Source organism: Cognatishimia sp. WU-CL00825, from assembly GCF_040364665.1.
Lineage (GTDB): Bacteria > Pseudomonadota > Alphaproteobacteria > Rhodobacterales > Rhodobacteraceae > Cognatishimia.
Genome location: NZ_BAABWX010000002.1, coordinates 42,062 through 54,560, shown reverse-complemented (window position 1 = coordinate 54,560; position 12,499 = coordinate 42,062). Strand labels below are relative to the sequence as shown.

Annotated in this window: 17 protein-coding genes; 8 read left to right on the top strand and 9 right to left on the bottom strand. The window is 53.6% G+C overall.

The window, feature by feature from the left end:
• The first annotated feature begins 68 nt into the window (after positions 1-68).
• Both ABXG94_RS10915 and ABXG94_RS10910 read left to right on the top strand, forming a co-directional pair.
• Positions 69-1,205 carry a Hint domain-containing protein gene (locus ABXG94_RS10915; RefSeq protein WP_353534138.1) on the top strand — a complete coding sequence of 379 codons (1,137 nt, stop codon included), beginning with the start codon at positions 69-71 and terminating at the stop codon, positions 1,203-1,205.
• A 58-nt stretch (positions 1,206-1,263) separates the two neighbouring features.
• Positions 1,264-2,319: a transporter substrate-binding domain-containing protein gene (locus ABXG94_RS10910; RefSeq protein WP_353534137.1), complete on the top strand. Its 1,056-nt coding sequence runs from the start codon at positions 1,264-1,266 to the stop codon at positions 2,317-2,319.
• Here the strand turns inward: ABXG94_RS10910 and ABXG94_RS10905 are convergent.
• Together ABXG94_RS10905 and dapD are read right to left on the bottom strand one after the other, a co-directional pair.
• Positions 2,308-2,670, bottom strand: coding sequence for a DUF8846 family protein (locus ABXG94_RS10905; RefSeq protein WP_353534136.1), 363 nt, complete (start codon positions 2,668-2,670; stop codon positions 2,308-2,310). The genes ABXG94_RS10910 and ABXG94_RS10905 overlap by 12 nt on opposite strands.
• A 160-nt stretch (positions 2,671-2,830) precedes the next feature.
• A complete protein-coding gene (dapD, locus tag ABXG94_RS10900; RefSeq protein WP_353534135.1) occupies positions 2,831-3,658 on the bottom strand; it encodes a 2,3,4,5-tetrahydropyridine-2,6-dicarboxylate N-succinyltransferase in 828 nt (275 codons plus the stop codon).
• Positions 3,659-3,885: 227 nt separating this feature from the next.
• Between dapD and ABXG94_RS10895 the strand changes: the two genes are divergently transcribed.
• Positions 3,886-4,728 (top strand): LOG family protein, encoded by an 843-nt coding sequence (locus tag ABXG94_RS10895; RefSeq protein ID WP_353534133.1) that lies wholly within the window; start codon positions 3,886-3,888, stop codon positions 4,726-4,728.
• Between the two features lie 25 nt (positions 4,729-4,753).
• On the opposite strand, the gene ABXG94_RS10890 is transcribed toward ABXG94_RS10895, so the two are convergent.
• Complete coding sequence (locus ABXG94_RS10890) at positions 4,754-4,942, bottom strand: hypothetical protein (RefSeq protein ID WP_353534132.1); 189 nt, start codon at positions 4,940-4,942, stop codon at positions 4,754-4,756.
• 34 nt (positions 4,943-4,976) lie between these two features.
• Positions 4,977-6,164, bottom strand: coding sequence for a dual-specificity RNA methyltransferase RlmN (rlmN, locus tag ABXG94_RS10885; protein WP_353534131.1), 1,188 nt, complete (start codon positions 6,162-6,164; stop codon positions 4,977-4,979).
• Between the two features lie 155 nt (positions 6,165-6,319).
• Between rlmN and ABXG94_RS10880 the strand changes: the two genes are divergently transcribed.
• Genes ABXG94_RS10880 through ABXG94_RS10870 form a run of 3 tightly spaced genes read left to right on the top strand, consistent with a single transcriptional unit; the run spans position 6,320 to position 7,311 of the window.
• Positions 6,320-6,625 carry a hypothetical protein gene (locus ABXG94_RS10880; protein ID WP_353534130.1) on the top strand — a complete coding sequence of 102 codons (306 nt, stop codon included), beginning with the start codon at positions 6,320-6,322 and terminating at the stop codon, positions 6,623-6,625.
• Positions 6,626-7,210, top strand: coding sequence for a helix-turn-helix transcriptional regulator (locus tag ABXG94_RS10875; protein ID WP_353534129.1), 585 nt, complete (start codon positions 6,626-6,628; stop codon positions 7,208-7,210).
• Positions 7,129-7,311: a WYL domain-containing protein gene (locus ABXG94_RS10870; protein ID WP_353534128.1), complete on the top strand. Its 183-nt coding sequence runs from the start codon at positions 7,129-7,131 to the stop codon at positions 7,309-7,311. Before ABXG94_RS10875 ends, ABXG94_RS10870 begins: the two co-directional genes overlap by 82 nt.
• On the opposite strand, the gene ABXG94_RS10865 is transcribed toward ABXG94_RS10870, so the two are convergent.
• Positions 7,308-7,841 (bottom strand): invasion associated locus B family protein, encoded by a 534-nt coding sequence (locus ABXG94_RS10865; protein WP_353534127.1) that lies wholly within the window; start codon positions 7,839-7,841, stop codon positions 7,308-7,310. The two genes, ABXG94_RS10870 and ABXG94_RS10865, sit on opposite strands and share 4 nt — an antisense overlap.
• Positions 7,842-8,007: 166 nt before the next feature.
• Between ABXG94_RS10865 and ABXG94_RS10860 the strand changes: the two genes are divergently transcribed.
• Positions 8,008-9,003, top strand: coding sequence for an asparaginase (locus tag ABXG94_RS10860; RefSeq protein ID WP_353534524.1), 996 nt, complete (start codon positions 8,008-8,010; stop codon positions 9,001-9,003).
• Positions 9,004-9,046: 43 nt separating this feature from the next.
• Here the strand turns inward: ABXG94_RS10860 and ABXG94_RS10855 are convergent, their stop codons facing one another.
• From ABXG94_RS10855 to ABXG94_RS10840, 4 genes are all read right to left on the bottom strand, one after another.
• Positions 9,047-9,361 (bottom strand): hypothetical protein, encoded by a 315-nt coding sequence (locus ABXG94_RS10855; protein WP_353534126.1) that lies wholly within the window; start codon positions 9,359-9,361, stop codon positions 9,047-9,049.
• A 100-nt stretch (positions 9,362-9,461) separates the two neighbouring features.
• Positions 9,462-9,893 carry an SRPBCC family protein gene (locus ABXG94_RS10850; protein ID WP_353534124.1) on the bottom strand — a complete coding sequence of 144 codons (432 nt, stop codon included), beginning with the start codon at positions 9,891-9,893 and terminating at the stop codon, positions 9,462-9,464.
• The gene (locus ABXG94_RS10845) at positions 9,890-10,213 is read right to left on the bottom strand and encodes an ArsR/SmtB family transcription factor (protein WP_353534123.1); all 324 of its coding nucleotides are present in this window, start codon (positions 10,211-10,213) and stop codon (positions 9,890-9,892) included. The genes ABXG94_RS10850 and ABXG94_RS10845 overlap by 4 nt, the downstream gene beginning before the upstream one ends.
• 54 nt (positions 10,214-10,267) lie before the next feature.
• A complete protein-coding gene (locus ABXG94_RS10840; RefSeq protein ID WP_353534121.1) occupies positions 10,268-11,107 on the bottom strand; it encodes a LysR family transcriptional regulator in 840 nt (279 codons plus the stop codon).
• Between the two features lie 181 nt (positions 11,108-11,288).
• On the opposite strand from ABXG94_RS10840, the gene ABXG94_RS10835 reads away from it, so the two are divergent.
• A complete protein-coding gene (locus tag ABXG94_RS10835; RefSeq protein WP_353534119.1) occupies positions 11,289-12,497 on the top strand; it encodes an acyl-CoA dehydrogenase in 1,209 nt (402 codons plus the stop codon).
• Positions 12,498-12,499: the final 2 nt, after the last annotated feature.

Sequence of the window (12,499 nt, the reverse complement as noted above, 5' to 3'; positions counted from 1 at the left end):
ATCTGGCTGCACTGGTCTGCGGGAAACAACATCGCAGCGCTAAATTGCCATAGTCAGAGACCCGCGCCGTGCTACTAAATAACAAACCCGAAAACGGGGCGGCAGGCCATGGCATTGATGAAACGCAAAAAGACACAGAGCACGCGCGCATGACTTGGATTGCGGTGGCAGATCATCAATCGCAGATGGTGCATAAAGCATCGCTAGCAAAAGACATAATTCCACAAGGCACGTTGATTGTTGAAACCCTTGTGGCCCCGCAAGGATCACCGCAGCCTTTGTTGGGCGTGCAGATAGTAGGCCCGTCCCAAGTCGAGCTGCAGTTGACCGCGATGCCCAAAGGGGGGCTGCATTTCCTGCTAAAGCATGGGGCAGAAATGACCCATGTTGCCATCGCTCATGACGCAGAAGACCAGGCGGATATGCTGCGCATCAGCTATGCATGGGACATCACGACGGGCTTGGGCCACATTGTTTTAGAGCGCCCCGGCACCAACAAAATTTTTCACACCGAAATCAAAAACCCACTGCCTTTGACCGGTGCTATGCTGCATGAACTTACACGCACATCCGGGCAAAGGCTGCTGTGCGATAACCTTTGTTTTGTGGCTGTCGCAAATCAGGTCATGCCCTTTGGACCCATGCCAGCAATCTGCGCAACGGCTCCTGTGTATACGCCACAAGGCACCCGAGCCGCAGGCAGCCTGCGACGCGGAGATTTGGTACACACTCTTGATGGCGATGTGGTGCCGGTCCTGCAAACAATTCGCCACACGCTGCCCGCCCGTGGTTCCTTTCAACCGGTCCGCCTGCGCGCCCCCTATTTTGGACTGACCCAGGATATCGTGGTCACGCCCGAAGCCCGGCTTGTCGTTGGAGGTACACAGGTCGAATATCTGTTTGGCGCAGAAAAGGTTTTGGTGCCGGTAAAACACCTGACAGATGCGGCCTCGGCCTGTTTTGAAACCGGACATCGGCTGGTCAGCTATGTTCAGCTTTTGTTGCCAGATCACGAGGCGATTTTGGTGGGCGGCACTGCGCTAGAAAGCCTAAGCATCGGACGATTGCGCCGAAAGAAAACCCTGTTATCGGGCACCTTACTGCGCGGGTTTGAAAACGCGACGCTGCCCGAGCATTCAAAAACCGCCTATCCCGTCCTAAAACAGTTTGAAGCAATCACTTTGGCGCAGCACCGTGCCGCGTAAATCTTGCGAAAACCTCACGAATTTCGTAGGCCAGTTATTAGATTTGGGGACAGGGTCTATGGCAAAACTTCTTGGTGCAGTATTCCTTTGGATTGCAATGCTTGGCACACAAAGCATGGCGCAAACTTTAAACGTCGGCACCATCACACGTGCGCCATTTTCCTATGAGAAAGACGCTTCCAGCCAAGGGTTCTCAATCGAGCTTTGGCGAGAAATTGCCTCCACTCTGCAAACTGATTTCGAAGTCACGCGCTTTGATACTTTTTCTGAAATGTTGGCATCGGTTGAAAGGGGCGCAGTTGATCTAGCCATTGCGAATATTTCAATCACCGCGGCCCGCGAACAGCGCATGGATTTCAGCCATCCGATTTTTGAAAGCGGCCTGCAGGTGATGACGCCAAGCAGCGAAACACAAGGCTCTTCGCTTTGGTCGGTGCTGTTATCCCAAGACTTGCTGCTGGCTATACTGCTTGCCTTTGGTCTGCTTTTTGGCGGCGGCATGCTGATGTGGATCTTTGAAAGACGCGCGCAGCCTTATTTTGACCGCACAGCCAGCGAAGCGATGTTTCCATCGTTTTGGTGGGCCCTTAATCTTGTGGTGAATGGCGGTTTTGAAGAACGCGTTCCACGCACGTTTTTTGGACGCATTTTTGGCGTTTTGCTGGTGCTGTCTTCGCTGTTCATTGTTTCTGTATTTGTGGCGCGTATCACCGCTGCGATGACCATCGAAGCCATCAACCATAACGTCAACACAGTGAACGATCTATATGGCAAGCGTGTCGGGACGCTATTTGGTTCGACTGCGGCGGCCTATTTGGATGGGCGCGATTTGACCTATCGGGGCTTTGATGACCTGCAAAGCATGACTGATGCATTTGAAGCGCTTGAACTTGATGCGGTGATTTTTGACGCGCCCGTTTTGGCCTATTACGCCAAACATCAAGGCGCGGGGTTGGCAGATCTGACCGGGCCGGTCTTTTTGCGCGAGAACTATGGAATTGCCTTGCCCTCTGGCAGCCCATTGATCGAGCCGATCAACCAGTCGCTGCTGCAAATGCGTGAAGACGGCAGCTATGACGCCCTGCACACAAAGTGGTTTGGCTCACTGAATTAAGTCGTCTTCAGCACTTTCTTCACCGTTAAAAAACGGTGTGAGCTGGGCAACCACCACTGAGTTTTCATCCAGCGCACGTTGCATCAGCGCGCGTTCGTCGTCATGAATGTCATGCCCCAAAGCTTCGCGCTCTTCCAGCGTGCCATATCCCGTGACGTCTAGCGGCGCGAGATCGGCCTGTTTGAGAATCGCAACGGTTTCACGCACAGCTTCTGCTTCATCCACCCCCGATGCATAGACCATCAAGGCCCCGCCGGTGGCGGTTTTTGGCAATCCGTCGCCGTCCTTGCGACCAACTTGAACAAGCAAGGTATAGGCCTGCTGGCGAGATTTCTTTTTTGGCTTTTCCATGCACTGCCCTTAGCGCGAAGTGATCGCCCTGGTCAACGGGGAGGGGAGGGGGCGCTGCCCCCGTCTTTGAAACAGGTTTCAAAGACTCCCCCGGGGTATTTGTATCAAGAACAATAGGGGCCCGCCGGATTAGCGCCGCCAGGCTTTGCTTGCTCTTGGCTTAGTCGCGCAGCAATTCATTGATGCCCGTTTTAGAGCGGGTGCGTTCATCAACACGTTTGACGATCACCGCGCAATACAGGTTGATGCCGTTTTTGGAAGGCATCGAGCCGGCAACCACAACCGAATAGGGTGGCACTTCGCCATACATAACTTCGCCTGTTTCACGATCAACGATCTTGGTGGACTGGCCGATAAAGACACCCATGCCCAGCACAGAGCCTTCACGCACAATACAACCCTCGACCACTTCGGAACGCGCGCCGATAAAGCAATTGTCTTCGATGATGGTTGGGCCAGCCTGCATGGGTTCCAGCACGCCACCAATGCCAACACCGCCAGACAGGTGCACGTTTTTACCGATTTGCGCACAGGAGCCGACAGTCGCCCAGCCATCCACCATGGATCCCTCGTCTACAAAGGCACCCAAGTTCACAAAGGACGGCATCAAAACCACGTCTTTGGCGATATAGGCAGAACGGCGCACGATAGAGCCAGGCACGGCACGGAAGCCCGCAGCGCGCCATTGGTTTTCACCCCAATTGTCAAATTTGGACGGCACTTTATCCCACCACGTGGATTTGCCGTTGCCGCCTTCGATAGTTTCCATATCGTTCAGGCGGAAGGACAATAGAACCGCTTTTTTAGCCCATTGATTGACGTGCCAATCGCCGTTTTCCAGCTTTTCTGCAACGCGCAGCTTGCCGCTGTCCAAAGCATTAAGGGTGTCTTCGATGGCCTCGCGCGTTTCGCCTGTTGTGTTGGGAGTCACCGTATCACGGGCTTCCCAAGCGGCTTCGATTGCGGTTTCCAGATGCGCATTGGACATGTTGTTCAGGCTCCATTCCTAAGGATTCGAGCTTTCATAACGAACCGGGCCCGCTGCGTCACCTAGCGATTGCCTCAAAACCGGCACAAGCGTCCTGTAGATTGATAGGGAATCGCAGTCTTTAAGCCTATGTGCTAGCTTGAACGCTTGATCAGCGCCTCTCTGGTCTTGGTTGAAGGAAGCCGATAGGCCTAAGAAAACGCGCAACACCTAAGGAAGTAACCAGTATGAAAGACGATCATCGCACCCCATTACGCGACGCTCACGCGGACCGAAGCTCTGCCAAGGCTGTGCCCGACACAGCGCAAACCCGTGCACCGCAGTATCGCTTGGCCTTTGCTGATGATGAGTTTCTATGCCGCGATGAATTGCGACCGGTGCGTCTGCAGCTGGAATTGCTAAAGCCGCAGATGATTCAAGACGAACAAGGCATCGAGAGCACCATTGTGATGTTTGGGGGCGCGCGCATTCCTGAGCCTGCCAAAAAAGATACGGCGCGCACCAAGACACTTGCCGACTTGTCCAGCTTTTATGATGAAGCACGTGAGTTTGCACGTTTGATGACCGAGAAATCCAAGCAAACAGGCGGGCGTGAAAACGTCATTGTGACCGGCGGCGGCCCGGGCGTTATGGAGGCAGGCAATCGCGGCGCAATTGATGCGGATGGCGCCTCGATTGGGTTAAACATTGTGCTACCGTTTGAGCAGGCCCCTAATGAATATGTCACGCCAGAGCTGTGTTTCAATTTTCACTATTTCGCGATCCGCAAAATGCACTTTCTGATGCGCGCGCGCGCCATCTGTGTGTTTCCAGGTGGGTTTGGCACCATGGACGAGCTGTTTGAGGCCCTGACGCTGATTCAAACAGGTCGGATGGAGCGAGTGCCATTTTTGCTATTTGGTCGTGCATTCTGGGAAAAAATCATCAACTGGGACGCGCTGAGTGAAGCGGGCACCATTTCTGCCGAGGATCTAAAGCTCTTCCAATTTGTTGAAACTGCACAAGAGGCGATTGAGGCCATCGACAATTGGGGAGAGACCAATTTGCGCGATACGGTGCCAGGACGCTAATCCCTAGCCAACCTCAAAAATGAAATTACCCAGAAGGCCCTGCAAGCACTTGCGGGGCCTTTTCATTGGTCACCACCTGTGGCTGCGCCAGCAGATCGCGCGACACCGCATGACGCATAAAGTCAGCAGCACTAATTCCGCGTTGCGCCGCCGCTTGCTTAAGTAGGTCAAAGACCCGCGAATCCAGATCAAACATCACCGTAATTTGTTGCATGGCAACAGAATGCACGCTGCGTCTAAAGATTCTGTTAATCGTTCAAGCCCGCTTCGGCCTCGATCTGCTTACGTGACTTACGCTCTCGCTCGGTGGCTGATTTCAACTGGCCGCATGCTGCAAAGATATCTTCGCCACGTGGGCGCCGGATCGGCGAGGCATAGCCCGCATCATGTATGATATCGGCAAAGGCGTGGATGCGGTTATTGGACGAGCGGGTATAAGGCGCGCCGGGCCATTCGTTGAACGGGATCAAGTTGATTTTTGCGGGAATACCTTTGATCAGCTCTACCAGGCGATGCGCGTCTTCTTTGCTGTCGTTCACCCCGTTCAACATCACATATTCAAAGGTGATACGTTCGCTGTTGGACACCCGCGGATAGGCGCGCAAAGCTTCTAGCAGCGCCTCGATGTTCCAACGCTTGTTAATCGGCACCAACTTATCACGCACCTCGTCGGTGGTGGCGTGAAACGACACTGCCAACAAACAGCCGATTTCCTGAGCTGTGCGCGCGATTTCAGGCACAACACCTGATGTCGACAGGGTAATGCGCCGACGACTTAACGAAATGCCTTCGGGGTCCATAGCGATATTCATCGCGTCGCGCACATTTTCAAAATTATACAGAGGCTCGCCCATGCCCATCAAAACGATATTGGACAGTAGTCGCACTTCGCCCTGAACCCGTGTGCCCGGTGTGGGCCATTCATCCAAATCGTCTCGCGCCATCATAATCTGGCCGACAATTTCACCCGCCGTCAAATTGCGCACAAGTTTCTGCGTGCCCGTATGGCAAAAAGAACATGTCAACGTACAACCAACCTGCGAGGATACACACAAAGTGCCACGGTCGGTTTCAGGGATATAGACGACTTCAACTTCGTGGCCGCCGGCAATGCGCACCAGATATTTGCGGGTGCCATCGGTCGAGACTTGCTTGCTGACAACCTCTGGAATTTCCAGCGTGAACTTTTCATCAAGCTCGGCGCGAAAGGCTTTGGACAGGTTGGTCATTGCGTGAAAGTCACGCACGCCCCATTGATAGATCCACTGCCAAATCTGGCCAACGCGCATCTTCGCCTGTTTTTCAGGGGCACCAGCTTCGATCAAAGCGTCGCGCATTGCCTCGCGGGTCAGGCCAACAAGGTTGGTTTTGCCGCCTGTGGGCAATTTGCGCGGGATCGTGTGTACATCCTGCGTGATGGGGGCGCTGGTGGTCATGGCTGTGTCTCCGGGAAGTCAGGCGCGTGAGATACACTAATTCCATCAAAATGCAAACAAACCTAGAAATTCGGGCGAATCCACGTTTCAACTGACAGGGGTTGTCAGTTTAAAGCAGCAATAAGCGAGCGATCATATTTAAAAGGAAACCCAATATGAGTGTTATCGAAACCGTCCGCTACCGTCTGAAAGACGGCGCAACCACTGATGAAGCCGTCGCCGCTTGGCATGCATCCCAAAGCTTTGCCCGTGCGCAGGCTGGATTTTTGTCACGCAAAATTGCGGTAACCGAAGACGGTGACTTTCTGGATCACGTCGAATGGGAAAACATGCAGGCCGCCAAGGCCGCTGCCGCAAGTTTTGACCCTGCAAAATATCCTGAACTTTTAGGGTTAATGAAGGTGCTTGATGAGACCAGCATGAGCATGACCTATTACACGGTGATGGGATCCGCTGACTAAATGCGGCGCACGGATCGCCTCTTTGATCTTATTCAGATCATTCGCGATGGTCGGTTGCACAAAGCGACCGACCTAGCCGAACAACTCGAGGTTTCTGTGCGCACGATCTATCGCGATATGGAAAGTCTGGTGGGCTCTGGCATTCCAGTCGAAGGGGAACGCGGTGTGGGTTATATTCTGCGCGCGCCGATCTTTTTGCCCCCAGTCACCTTAACGCAGGTCGAACTAGAGGCCCTGCACCTTGGGGCCGCCTTGGTGCAGCAAACGGCTGACCCCGAATTGCAAATCGCGGCGCAGCGTTTAGTTCAAAAGGTTGATCAGGTGATGCCCGATGGCCGCAAACCCCCGCAACAAGGATGGGGCGTTGCCGTCTTTGGTGCACCTGCCGTGCAGGCCAGTTTTGCACACTTGCCGGTTTTTCGGTCTGCAGTGCGCGAAAAAACCATCTTAGAAATTCAGTATGCACGACAAGACGGCCAAACCAGCCGCCGTTTTTCAGGCCATTGCAGTTGGAATATTGGGGACAGGTTTGGACCTGCACAGCCTGGTGTGAAACCCGGTATGACTTTCGTGTCTTTCGCATAGATCGTGTCCGCGATCTGATCATCTCAGACCGCAGCTTTATTGACGAGCCGGGCAAGCGCCTGCGCGATTATCTTGAAAAGATGGGCTATCCAGAACTTTAGCTACAGCGCTTTCCCGCGTCTTCCACTGCTGCCGTAAAGCCAAGCAGCGAAAATGTATCTTTGGTTTGAGCGCCTCGACTACTCTCTCCAGATACGATTGCCGTTTTGCCGCGTTTCATCGCCGCGACAATTTTCGCGTCATCCTCGGCGGTCGGCCAGGCCCACTCGCCTTCGGTGCTCAGGGCAAAGCTATCGTCATCAATCTGCAAGGTCACATTGGACTTGGATTTAAACGGATACCCACCTGTAAAGCCAACCTGCCCACGCACATTGGCGTCGGGGCGATAAAACACCATCAACAAAGTCTGCGAGCGGTTCACAGCCACGACTGCCCCATCACGCACATTGACGCTTTCTTTATAGGTGGTAACAGCCCAGCATTCGCGCGGGCTTTGCTCTTCAAAAACACTCCAGTCGGTTTTGGCCGCGACTTGGTTGGTGCTTTCCTGCGCCAAAGCCACTGCCCCAACCAGGCTGAATGCCCCGGCCAAAGCTCCCAATGCATAGGTGCGCATATTGGTTGATCCCATTTTTACAGCCTCCAAGCTGTGTTTGCCTCAGTTCCGTTGCCCCGTATGACCCGTTGTTCGGTTTTATTATCAGGGCATTTCCTTCTCGATGGCTGTACTTTACGCTGATATTGACCTGCGGGAAAAGCCCCGTTGGCGTGAAATTGCCCAAAATGTGAAAGCGATCATGACCCTCCCTGCACCTATGGTAGAAATTTGGCGTGGACCTGTGTTGGAAAGCCAGCACTTTGGTCATGCTGTTGTCTGTAATGCATCGGGTGAAATCCTGCTCGCTTGGGGGGATCCCAGCAAAGTTATCTTGCCGCGCAGCTCTGCCAAGATGCTGCAAGCCCTGCCCTTGATCGAAAGCGGGGCGGCCCAAAAGTTTGGTCTTACGCTAGATCAATTGGCGCTGTCTTGCGCGTCTCATAGCGGGGCGGCAATTCACACAGATCGGGTCCAGTCTTGGCTGTCACAGCTGCAATTGTCCGACGATGATCTGCGGTGCGGTGCCCAAGTGCCACAGGATCGAGACGCCCGGACCAAGCAGATTCGCGCTGAAAAATCTCCTTGCCAATATCACAACAACTGTTCTGGTAAACACGCGGGTTTCCTCACCCTCGCAAAACATCTGAAGTCCGGGCCAGAGTATCATGAAATCGACCACCCGGTGCAGCAAGCGTGCCTCGCGGTCTTTAACGAGGTCACAGAAGAAACCAGCAGCGGCTTTGGGATTGATGGCTGTTCTGCCCCAAACCACGCGGTGTCACTGCACGGAATGGCGCGCGCCATGGCGTTTTTTGCTGCGGCGAACCCCGACGGATCTTTGCGTGAACGTGCCGCCGCTCAATTACGCATTGCCATGGCGACATATCCTGAGTTGGTTGCCGGCGAGGGCCGCGCGTGTACACGTCTAATGCGCGCAATGGATCACAAGGTGGTGGTAAAAACCGGAGCCGAAGGTTTTTTCATTGCGATTATCCCATCGCTCAAACTGGGCGTTGCCCTAAAGATCACTGACGGGGCCACCCGCGCGGCTGAAACAGCCATTGCCGCCATTCTGGTAAAGCTGGGAGTATTGGACGCACGCCATCCTGAAGCTTTGCGATATACCAACGGGGCGATCAAGAATTGGAACGGGATTCAAACCGGTTGGATGCGTGCCAGCGCAGCACTGCGATAAGATGACGGCCCTATGGGCCGCCAGAAATCTTTTCAAACTTTAGTTACATCTCCATCGCTTCGGCGACTTCGACAGTGCCCTGCCCGCCGTCCAGAATTGGGCAACCTTGCGCCATAGCAACGGCAGCATCCATGTCTGCTGCATTTACAATTGTATAGCCCGAGGTCGGATTTGCCCCGCCGTCGTCAGCAACGCCAGACGCAGATACTGTTTTAGACATGCCAACCGGCGCGCCAGGATCCACAACCGCATCGCCCATGGTGCCATACCAGGCCATCCAGGCTGCCATCACCTTTTCACCTTCTTCCGGCGAAGATGGTTTGCCACCGCCATGATATACGAATACGAATTTCGCCATTTTTTCTCTCCACTAAATAAAGAACGGGGCGCACCCCTTTTGGTTTGGCAAAGCGACAACACGCTTTACCCAACTTCGTCGTGACCAAAATGGTCAAATCCTAAACCGCCAGCGCTTCGCCAATCCGGCGCAGAGCGTTTGTCCAACCCCCTTCGTGATTGGCAGCAACTTCACCGTCGTCAAGCTCACGGTGATCGATGATCAGCCGCGCACCTGCGGCGGTTTCCACAACCGTAAAAACCACATGGCTTTCCGGTCCTCGATTGTCATCTTGGTCATGCCAACCCCAGGTAAACCCAACGGATTTTGGGCGATCTACGTGAGTTACTTGACCAGATATTTTAAACCGATTGCCTTCGTCGCTGAGCATGTCAACGAACCACGCTCCTAATTTTGACAGGTCCATGCGTTCGTCAGAAAACGAAAAACTCTCATAGCCAAACCATTGCAAAACATTGGTGCGCTGCGTGACAAAATCAAACAACCGATCTGGGCTGGCTTTAAATTCACGCTCTAATCGAATGTCTGTCAAAGATCTTCCTCCGCAGCCAAAGCCGCCTCTATACGATCCAATCCCGCTTCCCAAAAAGCGCGATGGTCAATTGTCCAATTTGAAATAGTTTGCAACGCTTGTGGGCGCACAGCATAAAATCGTTTGGTGCCTTCGGCGCGCTGATGAATCAGGCCTGCGCCGCGCAGAACCTTCAGATGCCGAGACACCGCGGGGCCACTAATAGCAGCGTCAGAGACCAATTCTCCCGCAGGAAGCTCCCCTTCGCTCATCAAACGTTCGACGATACCCAACCGGGTCTTGTCTGACAGCGCTGCAAATACTTTAGATAAGTCAGTCATGATTAATATTTAACAAATTAGTTAAATTAAGTAAATGATTCGATCTACCTGCCCTCAAAATTGGGTGGCCATCCAGTTTTTAAATGCATGGAACGGCGGATAAGTCTCACGGCTTTCCGGCCAGACCAAATAATAGGCGTTCTGGTTGGGGCTTGCACGCCCCGGAACGGTGCACAGCGAGCCACGTTGAATATCTTGGTGCACCAAGAATTCCGGCATCAAGGCAACACCCAGCCCCCCCAAACTGGCCTGCAACAGGGTCTCGAACTGGTCAAAGACCAGGTTTTCTGGCATCGGGGCTGTAATTTCATTGGCAGCAAACCACCTTTGCCAAGCCTGTGGCCGGGTGTTCAGCGACAGCAACGGCAACCCAACAATGTCAGCAGCTGAGGTCACCTCGTTGAGGGGCAGCAGCGGCGCATAAACCGGAACCAGTTTTTCAGTCATAAGCTTTAGCGCCTTTGCCCCCTGCCAATTGTCGCGCCCAAAGTGAATAGCCGCATGAAACCTCTCTTGCATAAAATCAAATGGGGCCAGCCGCGTCGTTAGGTGCAAGGCAACACCGGGGTTTTCTTGTTGAAAGTCAGCCAGTCGCGGCGCAAGCCAATGTGACCCAAAGGCTGGAAGAATTGCCAATTCAAGTACGCCCCCGTCTGGATTGCTCTGCAAATCCTGCGTGGCGTTGGAAATTTGCGCCAGCGCCTGCCCGATGGTTTCAGCGTAAGCGCTGCCAAGCGGCGTCAGCACCAACCGCTTTTTTTCACGGTGAAACAGCCCATAATTCAAAAAATCTTCTAGTTTCTGAATGTGGCGGCTGACAGCCCCCTGGGTCAAATCCAATTGCTTTGCGGCCTGCGTTACCGATCCTGCCCGGCTGACTGCCTCAAATGACATAAGCCAGGCCAATGGTGGCACGTTTCGGCGCGCATATCTCAGCATATCATTCCATTTCGCAATGTTCTTATGCCGATTTATCGCTATTTTTTGTGCCTATGTCATCGTATCTTTTAAAAAACTGCAGAAACATTTCTATGCGGAATGATATTTCTTCCCTCTTCAAACACCAGGATTCCTCATGTCACTCACTCCAAAAGACTCGCCAAACCTTGCGAACTATACCTGGGACGACCCATTTTTGCTGGAACAACAGCTGAGAGAAGACGAGCGGATGCTGCGGGACGCGACGCATGCCTATGCGCAAGATAAATTGATGCCGCGCGTCACCACGGCTTTTGAAAACGAAGAAACCGACACAGAAATATTCCGCGAAATGGGAGAGATGGGCCTGCTAGGTGCCACTCTGCCCGAAACCTACGGGGGCTTGGGAGCGGGCTATGTGTCTTATGGCTTGATTGCCCGCGAAGTGGAACGTGTGGATTCGGGATACCGATCGATGATGTCGGTGCAAAGTTCATTGGTGATGTATCCGATTTACGCCTATGGCACCGAAGAACAGCGCATGACTTATTTGCCCAAACTGGCAAGTGGCGAATGGATCGGGTGTTTTGGCCTAACTGAACCAGATGCCGGTTCGGATCCCGGCAGCCTGAAGACCACGGCAACAAAAACCGACGGCGGTTACGTGCTGAATGGCGCAAAAATGTGGATCACCAACGCGCCTATCGCAGATGTTTTTGTCGTGTGGGCAAAATCTGACGCGCACGACGGTAAAATCAAAGGCTTTGTCTTGCAAAAAGGCACCAAGGGTCTGAGCGCGCCCAAGATCGCGCACAAGGGCAGCCTGCGTGCGTCGGTGACCGGCGAAATTGTCTTGGACAACGTCGAAGTCAGCGACGCCGCACTTTTGCCAAATGTCGAAGGCCTGAAGGGGCCATTTGGATGCCTGAACCGCGCCCGCTATGGTATTGCTTGGGGGGTCTTGGGGGCCGCCGAATTCTGTTGGCACGCGTCGCGGCAATATGGGCTTGACCGCAAACAATTCGGTAAGCCACTGGCCCAAACCCAGCTCTTTCAATTGAAACTGGCCAACATGCAGACTGAAATCACTCTGGGCCTGCAAGCCGCGCTGCGGGTTGGCCGATTGATGGATGACGCCCAAGCCGCGCCGGAAATGATTTCGATGATCAAGCGCAACAATTGTGGCAAAGCGTTAGATATTGCGCGCAATGCCCGCGACATGCACGGCGGCAATGGCATTTCGCTGGAATTTCAGGTGATGCGCCACATGGTGAATCTTGAAACGGTGAACACATACGAAGGCACCCACGATGTGCATGCGCTGATACTAGGACGCGCACAAACTGGCCTTCAGGCGTTTTTCTAGAG

What these genes read in the sequence shown, in the direction of transcription:
- ABXG94_RS10910 (WP_353534137.1), top strand. Translation starts at nt 1,264, where the DNA reads ATGGCAAAACTTCTTGGTGCAGTATTCCTTTGGATTGCAATGCTTGGC.
- ABXG94_RS10905 (WP_353534136.1), bottom strand. Translation starts at nt 2,670, where the DNA reads ATGGAAAAGCCAAAAAAGAAATCTCGCCAGCAGGCCTATACCTTGCTT.
- dapD (WP_353534135.1), bottom strand. Translation starts at nt 3,658, where the DNA reads ATGTCCAATGCGCATCTGGAAACCGCAATCGAAGCCGCTTGGGAAGCC.
- ABXG94_RS10895 (WP_353534133.1), top strand. Translation starts at nt 3,886, where the DNA reads ATGAAAGACGATCATCGCACCCCATTACGCGACGCTCACGCGGACCGA.
- ABXG94_RS10890 (WP_353534132.1), bottom strand. Translation starts at nt 4,942, where the DNA reads ATGCAACAAATTACGGTGATGTTTGATCTGGATTCGCGGGTCTTTGAC.
- rlmN (WP_353534131.1), bottom strand. Translation starts at nt 6,164, where the DNA reads ATGACCACCAGCGCCCCCATCACGCAGGATGTACACACGATCCCGCGC.
- ABXG94_RS10880 (WP_353534130.1), top strand. Translation starts at nt 6,320, where the DNA reads ATGAGTGTTATCGAAACCGTCCGCTACCGTCTGAAAGACGGCGCAACC.
- ABXG94_RS10875 (WP_353534129.1), top strand. Translation starts at nt 6,626, where the DNA reads ATGCGGCGCACGGATCGCCTCTTTGATCTTATTCAGATCATTCGCGAT.
- ABXG94_RS10865 (WP_353534127.1), bottom strand. Translation starts at nt 7,841, where the DNA reads ATGGGATCAACCAATATGCGCACCTATGCATTGGGAGCTTTGGCCGGG.
- ABXG94_RS10860 (WP_353534524.1), top strand. Translation starts at nt 8,008, where the DNA reads ATGACCCTCCCTGCACCTATGGTAGAAATTTGGCGTGGACCTGTGTTG.
- ABXG94_RS10855 (WP_353534126.1), bottom strand. Translation starts at nt 9,361, where the DNA reads ATGGCGAAATTCGTATTCGTATATCATGGCGGTGGCAAACCATCTTCG.
- ABXG94_RS10845 (WP_353534123.1), bottom strand. Translation starts at nt 10,213, where the DNA reads ATGACTGACTTATCTAAAGTATTTGCAGCGCTGTCAGACAAGACCCGG.
- ABXG94_RS10840 (WP_353534121.1), bottom strand. Translation starts at nt 11,107, where the DNA reads ATGTCATTTGAGGCAGTCAGCCGGGCAGGATCGGTAACGCAGGCCGCA.
- ABXG94_RS10835 (WP_353534119.1), top strand. Translation starts at nt 11,289, where the DNA reads ATGTCACTCACTCCAAAAGACTCGCCAAACCTTGCGAACTATACCTGG.